12 protein-coding genes and 2 pseudogenes are annotated in these 20122 nt (G+C 57.5%); 5 read left to right on the plus strand and 9 right to left on the minus strand.

Going from position 1 to position 20122, the window contains the following annotated elements:
• The 5 genes from P9M14_11180 to P9M14_11200 form a co-directional block, all read right to left on the minus strand.
• Positions 1 to 2318, minus strand: a 2318-nt coding sequence (locus tag P9M14_11180) for a DUF4062 domain-containing protein (protein ID MDP8256303.1), incomplete at its 3' end; no start/stop codon positions are given.
• A gap of 381 nt (positions 2319 to 2699) precedes the next feature.
• Positions 2700 to 3824, minus strand: coding sequence for a hypothetical protein (locus tag P9M14_11185; protein MDP8256304.1), 1125 nt, complete (start codon positions 3822 to 3824; stop codon positions 2700 to 2702).
• A gap of 16 nt (positions 3825 to 3840) precedes the next feature.
• A complete protein-coding gene (locus tag P9M14_11190; protein MDP8256305.1) occupies positions 3841 to 6024 on the minus strand; it encodes a hypothetical protein in 2184 nt (727 codons plus the stop codon).
• A gap of 11 nt (positions 6025 to 6035) precedes the next feature.
• Positions 6036 to 7067 (minus strand): hypothetical protein, encoded by a 1032-nt coding sequence (locus P9M14_11195; GenBank protein MDP8256306.1) that lies wholly within the window; start codon positions 7065 to 7067, stop codon positions 6036 to 6038.
• Positions 7068 to 7083: 16 nt separating this feature from the next.
• Positions 7084 to 9333, minus strand: coding sequence for an AAA family ATPase (locus P9M14_11200; protein MDP8256307.1), 2250 nt, complete (start codon positions 9331 to 9333; stop codon positions 7084 to 7086).
• Between the two features lie 331 nt (positions 9334 to 9664).
• Here P9M14_11200 and P9M14_11205 point away from each other — a divergent pair, with 331 nt between their 5' ends.
• Both P9M14_11205 and P9M14_11210 read left to right on the plus strand, forming a co-directional pair.
• Positions 9665 to 12715 (plus strand): tetratricopeptide repeat protein, encoded by a 3051-nt coding sequence (locus tag P9M14_11205; GenBank protein MDP8256308.1) that lies wholly within the window; start codon positions 9665 to 9667, stop codon positions 12713 to 12715.
• A gap of 55 nt (positions 12716 to 12770) precedes the next feature.
• A complete protein-coding gene (locus tag P9M14_11210) occupies positions 12771 to 14489 on the plus strand; it encodes a sigma 54-interacting transcriptional regulator (protein MDP8256309.1) in 1719 nt (572 codons plus the stop codon).
• 256 nt (positions 14490 to 14745) lie between these two features.
• Here the strand turns inward: P9M14_11210 and P9M14_11215 are convergent, their stop codons facing one another.
• The 4 genes and pseudogenes from P9M14_11215 to P9M14_11230 all read right to left on the minus strand — a co-directional run bounded on the left by P9M14_11215 (position 14746) and on the right by P9M14_11230 (position 17420).
• On the minus strand, positions 14746 to 15468 hold the full coding sequence (locus tag P9M14_11215) for an integrase core domain-containing protein (GenBank protein ID MDP8256310.1): 723 nt from the start codon (positions 15466 to 15468) through the stop codon (positions 14746 to 14748).
• Positions 15469 to 15672: 204 nt separating this feature from the next.
• Positions 15673 to 16044: pseudogene (locus P9M14_11220) on the minus strand (integrase core domain-containing protein).
• Between the two features lie 105 nt (positions 16045 to 16149).
• Positions 16150 to 16566: a hypothetical protein gene (locus tag P9M14_11225; GenBank protein ID MDP8256311.1), complete on the minus strand. Its 417-nt coding sequence runs from the start codon at positions 16564 to 16566 to the stop codon at positions 16150 to 16152.
• Between the two features lie 539 nt (positions 16567 to 17105).
• Positions 17106 to 17420 (minus strand): annotated as a pseudogene (locus P9M14_11230) (transposase).
• A 48-nt stretch (positions 17421 to 17468) separates the two neighbouring features.
• Here P9M14_11230 and P9M14_11235 point away from each other — a divergent pair.
• From P9M14_11235 to P9M14_11245, 3 genes are read left to right on the plus strand one after another with little or no spacing between them, the layout of a single operon-like run.
• The gene (locus P9M14_11235) at positions 17469 to 18413 is read left to right on the plus strand and encodes a GNAT family N-acetyltransferase (GenBank protein ID MDP8256312.1); all 945 of its coding nucleotides are present in this window, start codon (positions 17469 to 17471) and stop codon (positions 18411 to 18413) included.
• 45 nt (positions 18414 to 18458) lie between these two features.
• On the plus strand, positions 18459 to 19391 hold the full coding sequence (locus P9M14_11240; GenBank protein MDP8256313.1) for a DUF6263 family protein: 933 nt from the start codon (positions 18459 to 18461) through the stop codon (positions 19389 to 19391).
• Positions 19392 to 19398: 7 nt separating this feature from the next.
• Positions 19399 to 20076: a HEAT repeat domain-containing protein gene (locus P9M14_11245; protein ID MDP8256314.1), complete on the plus strand. Its 678-nt coding sequence runs from the start codon at positions 19399 to 19401 to the stop codon at positions 20074 to 20076.
• Positions 20077 to 20122 lie beyond the last annotated feature (46 nt).

The following is a 20122-nucleotide window of genomic DNA, read 5'->3' on the forward strand; positions in this document are numbered from 1 at the left end:
AAGACCTTCAGGCAGGCTGAGCGCTCGAACTCCTCCGGTCGGTTGACACGTTCTAACCAGTGAGCCTGGGGCGCCTTTCCCTGATCTAAACGCGATTGAGCAACGCGGGAGACCACGCCTTTCTTGGGCTGGTTGTACGCCTGCTGGAAAGCGAGTTGAGGGAAATCCTTGCTGTACCGGTCGATTGTTCCAGCTTCGCTCTCCACAAACTGCTTCCATTCTGTCCAATCCGGCCCGAGCAGGCCTGACGTAGGTACACGTTTTTCTGCATCGATGAAATCGCGCACCAAATCGTAGACCATGCCGTGATTGACCTTGGCCTCGATAAAGCCCAGATCGCAGAGCGTTTGTCCGAGACGCTTCCACTGGGCCTCCTGCCGGACTGCCATCAGGTGGTGCGGCAGTTCGGAGACCGTACGTTTCGGTGCACCCTGCCAGGGGTTATCCTTGTCCGGGTTGCCCTTGTCAAAGAAATAGTTGGCCAGCTCCTTGTGCGCGGCCTGCGCGTCGGTTTCGTCCGGCAGGTAGCGCGCTCGCACAGCCTTGAACAGGTTGCGGTGGTAGAAATCAACGTACGGCCCGCGCTTGAGCAGGTAGGGTCGCAGGCGGCGCAGCATGGGGAACAGGTCTTCGTCTTTATCCAAACCGGCGACCAGCTCCTTCAGCTCCGCCTCGCTGAGTCCGTTGCGCGAGACGGCAACCAGCGACATTGCTTTGCGAACCACTTGCCTGTCAAACTCGCGTTCGACCTGATCCAGCACCTGATCGAACAGGTCGTCCAGCCCCTCAGACGGAAACGCCTTGATTCGCTCATTGAGCCGCTCGAACGAGCCGAAGCCACGCAGCTCCTCTAGCGACACCGCGAGGTAAAGCGGGTTGTCCGTGGCCGGGTTGTCGAGCAGCAACTTAACTTGGTCATTGTCGAGCCGTTTGGCCGCCAATGAGGGGATGAGCCGAACGATCTCCCTCCGGTCGTCGATAGTGAGCGGCTCGACTTGCTTGATCTCCCAATCCCGCCGCCTTGCCTCCTGCGTCGTGATCGAGGGCTCCGCCCCGTCGTCAATTGTGCTTAGCACCACGCGCACGCCCGGCGGAAGCTCCGCGGGCAGCCAGTGCAGGTTGTCGGCCTGCGACCAGGCGTCGAACTGGTTCACGGCGTCGATGAGGAACACCGCCTTTTTGCCGTCAGGGATCTTTTTCAGAAACTCCTGAAACGTCATAGGCAGCTTGTTGGGGTCGGAGGGAATCAAGTCCTCAATATTGAATGCCCTCTGAAGCTCCAGGCAGAAACGGCGTAGCGTGGTGTAGAGACTCGTCGAGCCCGGCGATGCGCCGACGAAATGCGGCACGTCGAGCGCGTAGCCCTTGCCTTTCACGGAGTCGAGATAGAGCTTGCCCAGAATCGCCGATTTGCCGCAGCCGGAAGGCCCTGTGAGCAGCAGCGGTTTAGGCGAGTCGCTTTTTAGATACGATGCGAGGTCCGCCAGCAACTTCTCCCGGCCAACGAAAACCCGCAGCCGCGACTCGATGAAACGCTCGTGAAAGTCGCGCTCGTCGTCCAGCCATTCCTCGCCTTGCGGCAACGGCTCATCAACCTTAGCGCCCGCCGCCTGGAACTCGCGCTCTTCCTCTTCGAGCCAGTCGAACTTCCGGCAGCATCCTTCCCACAGGTCCTTTTCGACCTGCTCGCCGAACTCCTTGAGCCCTTCGACTCGACCATGAGTTCCGTCAGGATTCTCGTGTGCTGGATTCCATTGACACGGGTAACGGTCGAAGAGCGGCAGGTGATGATCGGCGATCTCTCTCTTGAGCGCGTCGAGTTTTTTCCTCAGATCGGGCGCGGCGTCAACGAATACCTCTGAGCGCAGCGGCTCGGGCACTTTCTTCAGAAACGCCGGGTCCCGGAAGTAGAAGAAGGCCAGGCTCTCCATCTTGGGATCGCGCAGCACGCCGTGGACGATCTCCAGCGCCGTGACCGAGTGCTCGCACAGCTCGGCGTCTTTGATCCAGCCGTACTTGGCCAGCGCCTCCGCCGGATGCGATTTGGGCACCCATCCGTAGCGCTCGCCCAGCAGCCCGATAAAGAAGGGGCGGCTCTCGTCGATAAGCTGAAGGCATAGGCCGAGCACCTGGTCGTTGTCAGCGTCCTGCTTGGTCACGCCCCAGCGCAGGTCGATGTCAACGAAGTAGATGCGGTGCCGCTCTAGCTTTTCCCGTAGCCCCGGGAAGACCGACCGCACCAGGTAGTCCCGCTCCGCCTGCATGTCGCGGAAGGTCGATGAGATGAAAACCCGGACCGTTTGCCATTTGCGGCGCATGGCGCCCCCTTGATTCAACTGCAATAGTTATCCCAAACAGCATAAGAATGCAAAGATCCACCAGCAGGACCACAGGATCTCGAGGCGTTCTCTCAATCAATTGATGAGGGCAATATCGATATCCAAATGATCAATACGCCCGCTCTTGTCGCACTTTTCCGGCTATTCCGTCCATCCTTTGAACTCCATCTCGCCACTGCATACCGGGCATGAGCGCCTTTGGACTTCCATCAGGATCTCCTTTTGTCCCGGAGACTGATCGAACGCGCGGTAATGAAAGTCGTCCTCATCAAACTTGTATATCTTGTCCCGGCTCCTGATTTCATGGCCGCACTTGCCGCATTGATAAACAATATACGCTCTCCACATCGCTTGCTCCTTTCATTTATTATTTTTAGCAATATTCTCTTTGTCGTTTTCTATGTCCAAGATGACGTCAATTATCCTACGGGACTGGGTCTCAAGCTTCGTCGAGGCCTTGCGCACTTCCGGATTCTCACCAAGATTTCCGGCGACCAGGTGCATGCGATTCACGTTGGCGAAAACCAGCTTGTGCAGCGGGACCTTGGTTTGCCTAGATCCCCATACCACCTCGGTGCGCAAGAATGCGCTGAAGGCTTTTCCCAACTTCGAAAACTGTCTCAAGGCAACGCGCGGGATATCGTTCAGAGCGCTGCCGGGAACCCTTTTCAGGCAGGCCATAAATGCGACAATTGCCGGCTGCCTGTAGACCTTCTCAAAGAACTCGAAAAGATCGCCGCTGGCAACAGCTCGCAGCTCGCACAGTTCGCCGCTCAGACACAGGTAGAGCAGCTCGATAGCACGCTGAAAGCAGGGCATATTGAAATGCCGCGCCGCCAAAACTCCCAGCCGTTGGTCCTCGTGCCAGGCCGCCTGGAACACGTGCCTGCCCAAGAGGTACAGCAGCTCGTCCGTTTGGCGATCGATGCGCCACTGGTCACCCTTTATCGCCCTTATTGCGGGAAGATGTTTCATTCGCTCACGAAACTGCGCAAGGCGCAAATAATAGGTTTCGTGCCCGGTTGACATGAGTTTAACAAATCTATCGTCATGCATTGGATAATCCGGGCTGATGTATAAATCCTCGACGATCAACCCGTATTCCGACCAGTAATCACGGTGAATCCGGCACAGATAATATACCGGCATGTGTGTGGCAAGTTGTCGAACCTGAATGCTAAGATCGAATCCGTTGATGCTTATCAGGGCGGTCTTGATGGTATTTAGCTTCGTCAATGAAACCACGTGCTTCCCGAAATTGTCCCCCAACTCGAAATTTGCGCTGAGCAACGCGGCGATCATGCCCAAATCAAATAAGCTCCCCCCCTCTTGCTGCAGAACAAGCCTTCTTTTGTCATATGCTTTAATTTTTTCAATCAACGGTTTGAGGATTTTTTTTAGATCGCCGGAAGCCCTGGGGTAAACGTAATTCGTATATTGCCACCCATCGTAATCGCCCTCGGCGAGACTCTCGGTCTTGCTCATCGGATACTTCCATGGATCATCGTTTTGATAACTCATCTTGTCTCCCAGTTACTATCCTTGCTCGCGTGTTTTTTTTTCTTTCCTTAATGCAAGAAGCCACGTACACGCTGATCTGTTCGGCAACGGCGACGTAGTCTTCAAGTTTGTCCTTGGATACTGTTATCACCTTGTCCAACTGGTCTTCTAATTTTGTGCGTCCTTCGACTCCCAGGGCCACCAGCGTTGTGTGCAGCTTGCCCGCAAGGTTTTCATAGGCAGATTTAAAGCAAGAGATTACTTCCTCTCGTCCGCTTTTATCCGTATCAAAGGATCTGTTCCAGCGGCAATCGGATATTAGAATCAGGTAGATCATTTTTCCCTTGGCGATTTTCGTCGCCTCCTCGAGCATGAATGCAATGGACAACGCGTCCGATTGCACTCCCGTTCCACTATCCGGCAGCGAGACCAAGGTCCGCACAGCATCTTTTCGACCGAATGAAGGCGTCTTGTGCGGATGAAACATCCACTGCACAAGCGGCCCGGAGACGCCGTTTCTTATCTGTCCGCTGTGATACAGGCCCGCAAGAACCTGGATCTGACTTTTGATCGTGGAATCCAACCAGGCAGCAGCCAGTACTTTCAGCATTCCCATCTGTCTATCGTTTAGCGATCCGGAACCATCGCAGGCGATCAGTAGGACTGGCCGTCCTCGCATGTCAGCACGCTGGTGAATACGGTAGCGCTTGAACACGACCTGGGAGAACGTGGCCAGGGCCAGACGTGACGGGTCAAGCGACCCGCTGGTGCAAAGCCTCTCCGTTTCCGGGATCTGCTTGATGTTTGGATAGAGAACCAGTTTCAGTGCATCGGCAACGGGCCGGGAGCGATCGAGAAGTCTTTCGTAGGCGGGAAGATCGTCAGAGAGTTCGACCGCTCTATCGAAAATCTCGCCTCCGGCCATATGTTCCGCGTTCAGCCGGACCTGCACCTCGTGTCCGTCGGTCGGACTTCCCTGAATCGGCCCCTGTCTGAAGGCCGACTGCCTCATCGTTTGTTCGATAAGATCCGATCGCATATCCTCCCACTCACTACTCTGCTTCCCGGCCCTATCAACGGCGTTGCTGAATTCCTTTAGTATTTTTTCAGTGTTGCGGGAAAGGCCGCTTTCGCCATTGTCCGGCCAATCAGGCGGTTGGAGGGTTCCAGGATTCTGTGCTTCCTTGCCTTGTTCGATCATTTCGGCAATCTGTGCAGGCAAACTCGGTCCGTCTGTCAACGATGGCGGCCGGGGATCATTCAGGGGCGGGAACTCATCGTTCTCCTGGCGTGCTTGCTTCTCGTTGGTGAACTTATATCCTTTTCTTTCGCCGATACGTCCGATGATGTGCTCGAATTCCTCTATCGAATCTATCTCCTCCGAAATTGGTTCATCCGGCTTGGGTTCCGGAAGATACCTGGCGATCGTTGCGCAAAGGCTTTTTACCCATTGAACGCATATTTCCGGCAGCTTGGAATAGTCGTTCTGCGATAGAAGCGTAAAAAAGGGATCCGAGGTTTCCGTCATATCCTCAAGCATTTGACGGGTCATCGGATGAAGATTCTGGTCCCTCCAATTGGGCAGAACGTCTCCGAAAAGAACTACCGCAGCTATCATTTCCCTCAGGGTATTAAAATCCATTTTCTGCTGTGAGGCCAAAAATAAACGGTAGATCTCGATGGTTGCCATGGCCGGTATGCGGGATAGATCTTCGATAAAAAGCCGCTCTTGAACGGTTTTGGTCACGGTCATGGCAACAGCATGGTAACTCGCAGGATCGACGTTCACCCCGACCCCTGGCTCGGGGCACTCCAGGGATTCTTTTAGCAGTTCGATTAAAAATCTTGCCTCGGCCCTTGACTTGTATTCGAGGTAGCCGGTCATCCCAATCGCTGCAAATACGGCAAGATTGGAAGGGTATGTTGTATAGCAGGGACTCAGTTGCGGTTTCTCATGCGGTTGAAATACATCTTCCGAGGTTCCGGACGCGATGTTCGCTGAGAGCCTTTGAATCTTTTTAATCGTCCCGTAGAAAATGCGTTGGGCGGAGAGCCGGGTGTAATAATCGATGTTGCTTTTGAAGGCGTCTCCGATGTTGACGCCCGCCCAATCCGACTTGGCCCGACGTTTACGGTGAACATATGAATATCCATGACTCGGAGGGGTGGCGTGCGCCATGCTCATCAGTTTTCCCCTTAGAACAGGTTTTCTCCCAGCGCGGGATCTTCGTCCGGATCATTTTGGCGCAGGCCGAATACTTCTTTCAGCACGCTGGCGACCACCTTCTGGTCTTCCATGGCCGCATTCCCGAGCATGGTCAATCCTGCGACCTGTTGCAGGCTTAGATGGGGCAGCGATTTTGCCATCCTGAGGAATGTCAAATAACCGTAGATCGTGGGAGGTGCCAGGGATTGAAGCTCTCCTTCGGCCCTGTGGCGTCGGATGATGTTGCCAAGCTTTACGACGTTGATGATAATTTTCATCTCGTCCTCGTCATCGATACCCTCGCTTCCATTTCCATTGGCGAAAAGATGGCGAAGGATCTCCACCTCCTGCTCGGCTGAAAGATAATCGAGTGTCAGATTGACCGAGAAGCGGCGCTTCAGCGCGTCGTCCAATGTCACCAGGGTATGCGTCGAGTCGTTTTCCGCCTGGTAGTTGCTGTCCGCCACCCAGGCGACCCCTGATCCGTCGATATAGCGCCCGTTGGAGAGCCGCACATATCCTTTGGTCATCAGGTTCAGCAGCCCACCCTGGACGCTGGATGAGTGCACGCGTCCCATCTCCCGCACCCAGACCAACGGATATTGATGATCTTTCAATTTCTCGGCGTCCCCCAGCGCCCTGACCAGGCTGCTGTCCTCGTCAAATGTGGAGCCGTCCTTAAGCGCGCGCCTTTGGAAAAGCTCTCCGGGCGCCTCGTAGGTGGCCATCTCGATGTGGTAGATCTTCAGTTTCTTTGACGGCAAACCCAGCTCATCGCAGATCGTATTGAAGTTGTCAGGAACAGTGTGCATCGCCTCGAGCAACGAGCTTTTCGCGGTCCCGGTCGGACCGGACAGGTGGATGAACTCGTGATGAACGATGGCATAGACCAATGTCTCGAGCTGCAGCTTCATGATGAACAGCGGGTGACTGCCCGGAGCGGGCAGAAGTTGGATCAGATCCGTGGGACCCGCCTGGCGAAGTTCGTCCTTTTCCGATATTCTGAAGACTTGATTGGCCATGTTGCGTCTCCTTGTTTCAATAGGGGTCGATCACGAGATTGCCGTCTTGTCCGGCCCGAACACGTATTTTTTTCCCTGCCAGATCGGTTTTTGGGTTTAACGCGCATAGCAGGGCGTCGGATGCCGCGACGCGTCCGAGTTCCAACAGGCCCCGGGCGCCGAAAGCTCCTGCACCTTTCCCCATGCACGCCACGAGGAACTCCCCGATTCCGGGTTCGAGTTCAACGGCTGCAATTGGTATCTGAAGATGCTCTGTAGCCGAGCGGACTGCGGAGCGCACCGCGCGCTCGACAATGGTTGCCAGGGCCTCGCTCGTCAGGGGCTCGAAAAGGATCGGCGTGCCGACGCGGCTGAGGAAGGCGCTCGAAAGAACTCTCTTGATCTCGGCTGACACGCGGAAGGCGATCTCCTGCTTGGAGCGTTCGCCAAAGCCGATCGACCTGTATAGCGCCTCGTCCATGCCCTCGGGCAGGTTCATGGTAAAGGAGAAGATAATGTTCGAGCATGAGAACATTGCGCCCGTCGCGCTTTGGGCCTCGCCCGTCTCGAGGACCTGGAGAAACAGGTCGGCCAGGGCGCTGCGAACCGAGGGGACGGCGTGGTCCAGGTCGCTGATCTCGAGCAATACGCCCTGGTGATGCTTGGCAGCCTGCTCCAACCGTCCGCTTTGATGTGAGCCCACTATTCCACGACCGGAGCCGAGCAACTGGGCCGCGGCCGTATGGTAATCGGGCATGCTCGCCGCATCGATGTTGACGTATGGAACATTCAACGAATCAGCGAGCATCACCGCGCTTGCGGATTTTCCGGTCGCAGGGGTGCCCTGTGCGCAATAGCGAACCGGCTGATGCTCAGGGCGGGTCAGGATCTCCGCTCGTAATCGTTCGACCAGCATGCGTAGAGCCGCATCCTGTGCGAGCAGCTTCTCTTGCAAAAAACAGAGCAGGCCCGGGTCGGTCAGAACGCGGGTGAAGTGCTCCTGTACAGCGGGCGCGCGACTGACGCGGGGCTTGGCGCTCAACCCGGCCAGGGATTCGGAAAGAGCGCTGACCGATGTTACGAACGAGGCGCTCGATTCAGTTAAGCAGCTTTTTCCTGACGACCATTGGCTTACAGCCCTTCCGACGACTGCGGGCAGAAAACGTTTTTGACCCGCGGGATCTTTTTCCCGCAGCACGCTTATAACCGTTTGGCACAGCCTGGCCTGCGCAGATTGCGGAATGCCGCCGGCAAAACGGGATTGGGACCAGATTGCAAAACCAGCGAGATCCTCGAGCGAAACCTCGGGAACCCGCATGACCACAGGGCAGAGCGGATCGCTTTGTCCGCCTTGCCCGCCGTGAAACACCCCCTGGAGCTGTTCATAGGTGCCTGTAAACAACACCGGCGTGTTGGCCGAAGACAGCGCAGCCAACATGGCCTGCATCTCGTTGCCCAGCTCATAGGGGCTTGTCCCGAGGCTGATGCGTGACGCTGGCACCACAGCGGTTCCCGGTGCCTCCCTGGCAATATCAACTATCGCCTTGGCGTTGATCGCCGGCAGCAGACATCGGCCGAAAACGCGGCCGGACTGCTCCCCGGCCTTGGATAAGGCTGAGAGGGCGTACTCCAGGCATGTCTCAAACGGCGAGGCTACGGCGATGCACAGGGACCCGGACATGAAATCGCATAGCTGCTCGGCCCAGCGATTGACCTCTGAGCCTGAATCGATATTCCAGGAATAGACCGGCTGCAAGATCTGCGAGTGCTTTTCAAACAGCTTGTCCAGGTCGCTTTGGCTGCGCGGCGCAGGGACCTGCTTTTGAAGATCTTTGGCCAACTCGTCGATTCTCTTCAACTCGTTGAGCAGGGCGTTCGCCCGGACGGCTGAAAGGGGAACCGCCTTGGCCTGGAGCTCCAAGCAATATGAATAGTCGCTGGTTTTTTTCCAAATTGAAGGGGCGAGCACGCGGCATTTATTGCCCAGGGAGGACAGGGATCTGCAAAACATCCCCATAGAGATTCGTATGTTCTCGGGCGCCCTGAGCACTTCAACCTTCAACGAGATGATTGAATCGCCCATTGATTCGCCGATAATCGATAGGATTCCTCGCTTGCTCTTGTTGCTCTTCTCAAACGCTGTGAATACCCGTCCGCCTCGGGACACCTCCACTTGCAAGCCATTGATGTGTTTGCATAGGTCGGCAATTTGCTGCAGGGCCAGTTCAGCGGAGATCCCAGCGTCCTGGGAATCGTTTTTGGCATCAATGATGGGGTCTAGTTCCATGGACCTTGCCTGTGTTTGAATTCAACAGGAGCTTCTACCTCCAGGGCGGATCGCCCGGCTTTCTTTACCTGGGTTTTCCGTTGACTTACTTTCCTATTAAACCGAATTGCATTAGATGTGCCAATGGCTGCCTAGACAGGGTTGTCCCTTAATTTCAATAGGTTATCAAACGCCCGGGTGCTTTATTGCGTTGAATTACCCGCCTTTGCCCGCAGGAAATGGCGATTTAATCCTGATGGTGATAGCATTACAAGACTTTATCCATCGATCGGCGTGCACATGGATGTGGATCTATTCGATGTGACAAGTTTGGCGCAATGAGGGGGGCACGATGAGTACGACGGTAACTGCCTGGAAAGCCCGTCCGATGTTTGTGAGCTCGACGTTCCGCGACATGCAGGCGGAACGCGATCGTTTGCGCAATTTTGTCTTCCCGCTGCTGGAGGAGCGGCTGCGCGAGCGGCGGGTCCACCTGGAGCCGATCGACCTGCGCCAGGGCGTGGAAACCTCTGCTGTGCCAGACGAGGCCGGCCGCGAGATGCTTGTGCTCAAGGTGTGTCTCGACGAGATCAAGCGTAGCCGCCCGTTTCTGTTCGTGCTGCTCGGCGACCGCTATGGTTGGGTGCCACCGGAAGGCCGCATGGCCGCCGCTGCGCAGGAGGAGGGCTTCCAGGCCGACCTCGCGGGCAAGAGCGTGACTGCGCTGGAGGTCGAGTTCGGCATCCTGAAGAAAGACGCGGAGCAGAAACGCCGGAGCTTCTTCTTCTTCCGCGATCCGCTGCCGTGTCAGGACCCGGACTTCAACGACGAGTTCTCGCCCGATCCAGCCGTGCGCTCCGGACACGCGAAGCTGGAAGCACTGAAGACGAAAATCGCCACCGACCCGGAACTCGGAGCACGCGTTCACCACTACCAAGCGGGGTGGGACGGACGCGTGATTCTTTCGGAGGAATGGGACAAGCAGGTTGTCGACCTGATTTGGCCTGACCTCGAAGAAGAGACGCGGGCCCTGGCCGCGCAGCCGCCGCCGACCTGGGAGGAGGCCGAGCGGCAGGCGCTGGCCGAGTTCGTCGAGCACCGTTCGTTGGGTTTCGTCGGGCGCGAGGAGATAACGCAGCAGTTGTCAGACGTGGCGCGAGGCGACGAGGCGCAATCCCGTCTGGGCGCGTGCATCACGGGCGGGCCGGGCTCGGGCAAGAGCGCGCTGTTCGCGCACCTGTATAGCAAGCTGACCAGGGCCCAGGACGCTCAGCTCGTTCTGGCCAACGCGGCGGGGATCAGTGCGCGCAGCGGCTCCGTGGATGCGATGCTGCGGCGTTGGATTCAGGAACTGGCCGACTTCCTCAATATGGCCAACCCGTTGCCGGAGAAGGCGACGGAAGAGGACGTGGACAATACATTCTATTCGCTGCTGAGCCGGGCTTCCCAGCAACTGCGCGTTGTGGTGCTGATCGACGCGCTCAACCAGTTTGAGCAAAGCGTGCGTGCGCAGCACCTGACCTGGTTCCGACCCAAGTCCTGGCCTGCCAACGCGCGGATTATCGCCTCATCGCTGTCGTGTCAGCCGGCGGACATTCTCGCGCGGTCCGAAGGCGTCGCGCGCTTGGAACTTCAGCCCCTGGCTGAGCGGGATGCCGAGCAGATCGCACGTAACGTGTGGAAACGCTATCACCGGCAGTTCAACAACGAGGTCTATCGGGCACTGTGTGAAAAGCGGACATCGGATGGCGCGGCGGCATTGGGCAATCCGCTCTGGCTCAACCTGGCGCTGGAACAGCTGAACTTGCTCGATGCGGACGACTTCAGCCGAGCGGAGCAGGAGTTCACGGGCTCGCCGGAGGAGCGGTTGCAAGCCATGCAGGTTGACGTGGCGCGCCGCCTGCCGGCCGAGGTCGAGGGGCTGTTCGACTGGATGCTCGCACGCGCGGAGAAGGTCCACGGCGTGGGCTGGACTCGGGCGTTCACGGCGGCGATCGCCCTAAGCCGCTTCGGCTGGCGGGAGAGCGATTTGCTGACACTGGTGCCGAGCCTGGCGCCGGCGCTTTCTCCGGGCTGGGCAGAGACGGACTACGACGCCCTGCGCCTGGCCTCGCTGCGCCGGGCGTTTCGCGGGCAGGTGGTCCGGCGTGGAACGTTGGAGCAGTGGGACTTCTTTCATGCTCAGATGCGGGCGTCGGTCTTACGGCGCTGTGTGGATAATGATTTGGCCGCGAAGAGACTCCACGGTTTGATCGCCGACCATCTGCTCAGCCTGCCTGATGACGACTCGCTGCGCGAGAGCGAGACCATGCACCACCTGGTGGAGGCTGACGATCAGCCTCGCGCGGCACATTTCTATGCAACAGTGGTCCATGCGAATCCGGCGACCGAGACGCTTGCCCGGCAAATATTAGATGCCACGGAGTCCGATTCACGGGATGCAGTGGAGTGGATTATCGGCCTGCTCGTCCAGCCGGGCTTGGCGTCTGTGCGGGTTGCCGCGCTCTGCAATCGTTTTCAGTTCGACCTTGAGGATGCACTGGCTATTACGGGCAATCTAGTGCCCCGACTTCGCTTGCTGATATCTACGCGGGACGCAGGCGAGCGTCTGGCAACGGCCGATCCCAGCAACACCGGCTGGCAGCGGGACCTGTCCGTCAGCCATAACAAGCTGGGCGACGTGCTGCGGGCGCAGGGCGACTTGGCCGGGGCGCTGCGGGAATACCGGGCGGCTTTGGAGATTAGCGAGCGTCTGGCAACGGCCGATCCCAGCAACGCCAAACGGCAGCGGGATCTGTCCATCAGCCATGAAAAACTGGGCAACGTGCTGCGGGCGCAGGGCGATCTGGCCGGGGCGCTGCGGGAATACCGGGCGGATTTGGAGATTAGCGAGCGTCTGGCAACGGCCGATTCCAGCAACGCCGGCTGGCAGCGGGACCTGTCCCTCAGCCATATCAACCTGGGCGACGTGCTGCGGGATCAGGGCGACCTGGCCGGGGCGCTGAGGGAATACCGGGCGAGCTTGCAGATTAGCGAGCGTCTGACCACGACCGATCCCAGCAACACCGGCTGGCAGCGGAACCTGTCCGTCAGCCATAGCAAGCTGGGCGACGTGCTGCGGGATCAGGGCGACCTGGCCGGGGCGCTGAGGGAATACCGGGCGAGCTTGCAGATTAGCGAGCGTCTGACCGCGGCCGATCCCAGCAACGCCGGCTGGCAGCGGGACCTGTACATCAGTTACTGGAGAATGGCTGGTATCAGCGAGAATACGGGACAGGGTGACGCGATGAATTTGTATCGGAAGGCTTACGAGCAATTATCGGGTATGAAAAAGCGCGGCATCATGCAACCGGCGGACGAAAAGTTTCTGACGCGATTGCAAACGAAGGTCGGCGGCAGGTAAGACCGAAGAATAAGGATATATCCACGGTCCGATTGCTGTGAATTGGGAGGCGCAAATGAAGGTTCGGACATTGAAATTCGTCGCGGGATCCGACGACGGAGTTCCGGTCGTGTGCGAGGATTTTGGTCAGAACGAGGTGATGAGGATAATTGAGGAGAACAATTCGGACCCGCCCGCGCTCTATGTCGTGAATCCGGACGGCCTGGCAGAGCTTCGCAGATTGACCAGGCACGGCTACGTGGCAGACCTTGGAAAGCAAAGCCCGCCCATGCGCAGGGACCTGTTCAAATGCTTCCAGGGATGCGGGCAAATTCCGCTGATCGAGGGCAAATATAAAAGCTCGGGCAGGCTCGAGCAGGGTGTGACGAGCTTCTTAAATAGAGTCCACGAGATCAGGCCGGGAAAAGCCGGCAAGCGCCCGCCGATCTATATTCTCGGCACCACGGAAGCGATCTTCAACGAGCTGGTGATAAAGGGCAAGACCAAAGATGCGGCGGCCGCCAGGGGCGGCGAGGACGATCAGGCCACGTTAAACCGCATCCTGGAGCAGATGCTCGGAGAATGTGCCGGAGTCAACCCCGAGGATCAAGAGCGGATCGATGAGCTGGCGCAGGTCTTCATCGGCAACTCCATTGAGGCACAGGCCGTGCGCTGGCTGGCGCTGCGCGCGGCCCAGGACGACGTGTCCGTGCTGATTCTCGGGGAGTCGGGAACCGGCAAGGAGATCGTGGCGAACATCATCCATGGCTATAGCCGCCGGGGGAAAAGGCAGGACATGCTTTTTCCCCTGAACTGCGCCGCAATCAGCCCTTATCTGTTTGAGGCGATTCTCTTCGGCCAAGAGAAGATTTGGCATGACTCGCCCGCACGGGACGGCATCTTGACCAAGGCCAACGGCGGCACCGTGTTCCTCGACGAGATCGGCGACCTTTTGCTGGACCACCAGACAAAGCTGCTGCGTTTTTTATCCACCGGCAAATACCTGCCCATCGGCGCGACCAAAGAGCGTTCATCCGACGTGCGGATCATCGCAGCCACCAACCAGGATCTTTTCAGGATGGTGCTGGCCAAGGAGTTCCGCGAAGACCTCTATTACCGCCTACTGCCGATGCTGATCCGCACGCCGGCCCTGCGAGACCATGCCCAGGATATCGCCCACCTAGCCCAGCATTGCTGGAGGAAAATTTGTCAAGATCCCAGCGCTGTCTTGCCAAAAGATGTTCTATCTGAGCTTCAAATGCATAAATGGCCGGGAAATATCAGGGAGATGAAATTTATTCTGAAGAGCATGCACGTGATGTTCCCCGGACAAAAGCTGAGCCGCAAGCACTTTCGGATCGCATTGCAATACCATTACGGCCCGCAATTCGCGCCCAGCACCACGGAGGAGCTGCTCGACGCCGGTCTCCCCTGGCTTGAGACAATACGCCATTTACATCGCGTGGAGGAGCTTGTCCGAGCGTGCAAGGTATGCGTCGGCCCCCTACTCTCAGCCTCCGAAATGAGCAAGCAGACCGTTCTGGCAGTCAAGGGCCAGTTGGGATATCACCTTTTCGAACTGGAGCGCCTGCTGGAATCTCGGGACCTGTTAGATAATGACGCAATGTGGAACCTGGTCGTCCAGTTCAAGGAGAGAGTGGCGGAGTTGAGGGAATGCCTGCCGGAAAACGAGAGAAGGGCCGGGCGACTGTGGAACAAGGAAACAAAACGCGCCCACAAGAAAACCGCGTCGATGCTGGGCAAGACGATCGAGAGGCTGATTTCAGGAGCTTGAAAGACAGACAGGCTATTTCAGCGACCGGCGTGGGTACCGAAAACTCCATCCGGCCTTGAATTGGTGCAAAATTTGAAATTGTTCGAATCGAATTGGGTTTCGAAATAATGATTCCAGTCCGAGAAGAGCAGATATTAACACTGAAGGTTTTTGATAAGTTCATTGAAAATGGAAAACAGCGTGTTTGTGATAGAGAAGCCCATCGGCTTTATCGCCGGGTTGCCATCGGGATTGTCGAATAGGAAAGCCGGAAGCTTCAGGCGGCCAAACGATAGCTGTGATGCAGACCGTTCAGGATCGGTAGGGAAACCAGCGCGCCTTTGCCTTCAAGATTCCGGCTTTGGGTAATATCCTCGGCTGGCACGGAAATCCTTTTGACTCCCTGGTGGTATCTCTCGTGGTTGTAGAAGTCTCGGTATTCACTCAAAACACAAATCAGATGCCGCTCATTGAAAATCAGCATGTGATCCAGGCATTCCCGTCGTAGCGTACCGATCAATCGTTCGCAATATGCGTTCGCGTTGGGTGCTTCAAATGGAGTCGAAATTCCCCGGATATTCATTGTATGGACCAACCAGTAGTCCAACGAAGAGCGGCAGGAAGCGGTTTTTCCATTGAATCTGACCCTAACAGGCTTCCCCAACTGACCAAAGATACCGTCGTTATCATGGATAAGAAATTTGGGAGATTCATCCCAGGTGGCTTGACGAATTTGCTGCTTCAACCAATCCAGGGTCGGGTGTTGTGTCACTGTAATGTAAACGATCCGTCGGCTTTCCAGTTCCATGATGACGAGGATGTAAATCTGGGCGAAGAAAAAGGTGACTTGAACGCAGAAATCGAAGGACCAGATGGCGGATGCATGGTTTTTCAGAAAGGTGCTCCATCGCTGGATATCCCGGGGAGGCTTCGACTTATTGATCCGGTATCGGTCTACGGTGCTCGGGGCATGCACAACACCGAAAAGCTCTTTCAGCATTCCGGCGATTCGCCTGCCGCTGAAGTCCGGGTAATCGGCGGAAATGTGCTTGATAAATTCGATATGCTCCTTGGTAATGGTCGGTCTGCCCGCTTTCTTTTTCGGGTTCGACAGCTTTCGCCAATAGTCCTTGAAGCGCCTTTGGTTCCATCGTACGACAGTTTCCGGTTTGACCTTGCCCCGGTTTAGTGGACAGGTATTTCGCTAAGCTGCCACGCTGGCAGCCTGTTGTGCAATGCGTTCATACTCGGCCGGGCTGAGATAGCCCAGGTACGAGTGACTACGCTTGCGGTTATAGAAAACCTCGATGTATTCGTGGATCGCAATGCGGGCCGCCTCGCGGGTCTGCCATGCACAGCGGTCCTCGAGCTCGGATTGCAGCGTGCTGAAGAAGCTCTCGACCACCGCATTGTCCCAGCAGTCGCCCTTGCGGCTCATGCTGCACACGATCCCCGCGGCGTCCAGCGCACACCGATAGGCTCGGCTCGCGTACTGGCTCCCCCGGTCCGAGTGGTGCAGCAGCCCCGACGACGGACAACGCTGCATAAGCGCCATTTGCAGCGCGCTCAGGGCCAGGAGTGATTCCGATCTTTGATTGAAGCCTACCCGATCATTTTCTGTTTGAGTCAAATATCCTCTGGTAGTCTTGTCCGGTTAAAGATGTATAAAGATCCTCTTCCTTCATAGTACCGTCTGAACACAGGAATCGAAATGTTTTGATAGCCTCGCAAACACAAACCTGATTCCGGCCACATGCGATTCGACACTCTCAAAAAGACCCCAGAGCCCTTTTATTATTTGGTTTACCAGCATTTCCCGGTAATCGATGGTCTCAGGAGTGACCTTACCGGTAAAATAATCATGTCTGGAAGAATGATACTCCCACTCCATTGCGTTTCCCAATTCCTTCAAGTCTATCCCATCAATTGGCTCAAGTTCTTTTACTCGTTTTAGCGCCATTATCAACTGAAAGCGAAATTCCGAATCATGCTTACGTTGCCCTTCCAGACTATCCGCGACATCATGACATATCTCATGTATGATAAGGTGTTGAACTTGGTAATCATGTTCTAATCCCGGTTTTACTCTGATTGCCATACACTTTCTGTCACAGCGCCCATAAGCATTATCGCCCACGAACGTCGGTGCTAACCTCCATTGATTGTCAGGGTCCCAATTTGGGAATAGGGTTTCTCTTATCCATTTGTAGATTTTCTGTTCCCGATCAGTCAGACCGCTTCGTTCCGCATACATTCAGAGGTCACCCATTTCTCTTCTTATCAACAGCAGATTTTAATCTTCATCCTGAACCTCAGCACAGGTCAGATTGATAAATACTATTAAACTTTGCGCCCCTATTCAAGCGCGGAGTCTAGCCTGATATTAATGATCCCCTTTAACCTGGGAGGGAAGGCGGACACTGTCTGAACCCTTCTGGACCATCATCGAACCCTTCCTTATCGAGCGACCCGTCGCCAAGCCGAAGATCACAAAGTCCCTTGAACCCAGTCGGTTAGAACGCCTCCAGCGCGCCCAGGAGATGTTGAAGGTCTTGGAGCAGGATGGCTTGGGTTACCGCGAAATAGGGGCTCTTTTCGGCGTTTCCGGGCCTGACCTTCCCCCGAAAGTGGTACCACTCATTGCGGTAGTCCCAGGGTAGCCGCTTGGATGCGAGACCCCCCAAAGGTCTCGTCGCCGACAAGCGGCGGCAGGATCGATTCCGGTGCCGGTGGGCGGTAGCCCAATGCGCTGTGGGGGCGCACCGTATTGTATTCCCGCCGCCACCTTTCGATCAGCACCTGCGCCTCTTTGAGCGTATCAAACAGTTCACGATTGAGCAATTCGTCTCTCAGTTTTCCGTTGAAGCTCTCCACGTATCCATTCTCCCAGGGGCTGCCCGGCTCGATAAAAAGCGGTTTTACATCCAGGGTCTTCAGCCAATCCCGCGCCGCCTGCCTCTTGCCTGGAACGCGGGCGTTTTTCTGTGATAGGAATGCGCCATGATAAGTAAAAATTTCGAGCAACGTCTGGAAAAATGCCTGTCCCTGCCCCGCGAGCGCCTGGCAGGCGAGCTCGAGCTGCGTTGCGGCTACTACAACCAGCCGCGCGGCCGCGCCTGTCTCAACGCCTTTGCGGCCCGCGCCTTCCCGGGGTTTGATTTCAGCCCGTGGAACGCCCTGGGTTATGAATTCGACGAGTACCGGCCCTATTCATACTTTCTCGACGATCAGATCGTGGCCAACGTCTCGGCCTCGACCATGAACCTGGTTGTGGACGGTGCGGCTGTCGAGGCGCTGCAGATCGGCACAGTGGCGACCATCGAGCCGCTGCGCAGGCGCGGACTGATCCGCTCGCTGTTCAGCGAGGTCTTTGCCGATCACCCGGCGCCGCAGGGCCTGATGATGCTGTTCGCCAACCAGACAAGTGCCGGATTCTACCAGCAATTCGGCTTTCGCCGGGTGACCGAGCACGCGTTTCAGGCCCCGGCCCCGAAGTTCTCGCCGCCAATGCAAAGCGCGCGAACGCTGGACCTGAAAAGCGTTGCGGACCGCGACCTGCTGCGTGACCTGGCCCAGCAACGCGCTCCGGTCTCCCGCGTGCTGGGCGTGCAATGCCAAAGCTGGCTGCTGATGTTCCACGCGCCTGTTGTTTACCCCACGTGCCTGCATTACATTGAGCCGCTCAAAGTTGTCGCGATCAGCACGATCCAGGGCCGCACCCTGCGCTTGATCGACGTCATCGGCACGGAAGTTCCGTCGCTGGATGCGATCTACCCGTTTATCGGGGGGCCGCAGGTCGAGACGGTCGATTTCGAGTTCACGCCGGATCTGATGGGCGTCGAGAATCTACAGGTGACGCCCCTGGACGATTCCCTGGCCCTGGTGCGCGGCCCGTTCCCCATTGAGCACGAGCCCTTCGGCTTCCCCGCCACCAGCGAGGCCTAGCCTGGACATGATACATTGGATTAAATCATGCTCCGGAGGACAGAGATGAAGCGCGCCCTGCTGTGCATCGCCGCGGCCCTGGCTTTGGCCTCGTTGTTCGGCTGCGGGTTCAAGCCCTCCCTCGACCTTGAGCAGGGCAGCGAGTACCTGGTCGAGCAAACCTCGGAGCAGCACGTCAATCAGGCGATGGGCGGCCGACCGCAAAATGTGGACTCGACCATCAGCCTAAGCTACCTGTTTTCGGTCGAGCAGATCCGACCGGACAAGGACGCCGTTGTTAAGGTGCTCTACCAACGCGTACAGGTCCAACAGGTCGGAGCGGCTGGCAGCCTGACCTATGACTCCGATAATTCCAACGGCCTGGTCGACCCGCAGATGGCGGCCTACGCGACATTGGCCGGCCACAGTTTCAGCATGGTCCTGCAGCCCGGCGGCGAGGTCGCCGAGGTCTTCGGCATGGAGCAGCTGATTGCGGATATGGCCCGGAAAATGAGCCTGCCTCCCGAGGTCGACCGGCTGAGGGTAGAGCAGGCCCTGGCCCGACAATACGGCGGCCAGGCCATGCGCGAAAGCCTCAACCCGCTGATGCAGATCTACCCCCAGGGCGCGATCGAGCCCGGCGATTCGTGGAGCAGGACGTTCGACGTCGGCGGCAACACGCCGATGAAGATCCACAACACCTGGACCCTGGTCCAGCGCAGCAATGGGGTCTCGCAGATCGAGCTGAGTTCGCAGATCACGCCCGATACCAGCGAGGTCGAGCTGCCGATGTCCGGCGCGCGGCTGAGCTACGAGCTCGAGGGGACCCAGGGCGGCTCGTTGCAGATGCAGGAATCCAGCGGCCTGGTGATATACTCGCAGCTCAGCCAACAAATCAGCGGAACGGTCACCCTGCGCGGCAGGCCCGGTGAACCCGATTCGCTGCAATGGCCGATCGAGATCAACGGAACCCAGAGCCTGCGCATGAGCAAACGGTAATCCAGCGATGATCCCTGAGGCGAGATGGATTGGCCGCGCCGCGATCAGGGCGTCGCTATTCGTAGCGATCCTGGCGCTGCTGCTATGCGGCTGCTCGACCCCGGCGGACAAGCTGATCGCCCGCGCCAACGACCCCGACCCGGTGGTGCGGCTGCGCGCCGTGTGGAGCCTCGGAGGGCTGGACCCGCGGCAAGAGAACGTGCTGCAAGCGTTGATCAACGCGCTCGCCGACGAGGACAAACATGTAAAGATCGCCGCCTGCCGCCAACTGGGCGCCATCGGCCCCCAAGCCGCAACAGCCGTACCGCACCTGCTGCTGTGCCTACGTAACGAAGATCCGCTGATCAGACGCTACACAGCCTGGGCCCTGGGCAACATGGGGCATGCAGCTCGACCGGCAGTGCCCGAGCTGGCCGGGCTGCTCGTTGACCGCGAGGGCAAGGTGCGCGGCGAGGCGGCCCAGGCGCTGGGTCGTCTGGGACCGTACTCCCTGCCGGCCCTACGACCGCTGATCGAGCTGGCAATCTGCGACGAAGATCCCGCGCGATTGGTCGCGATCAACGCCTTGGGCTCGATCGGACCCGAGGCTCGCGCGGCCGCCCCCGCCCTCAAGACCTTGCGCCGCCACTGGGACCCCGAGGTGCGCGACGCGGCCTTCAAGGCGTTGAGCCAAATCATTCCCTAGGCCGAATCGACCCCCGCGACAGGTCCGAGAAAATAACTGATAGTAT

The organism is Candidatus Alcyoniella australis (assembly GCA_030765605.1).
Lineage (GTDB): Bacteria > Lernaellota > Lernaellaia > JAVCCG01 > Alcyoniellaceae > Alcyoniella > Alcyoniella australis.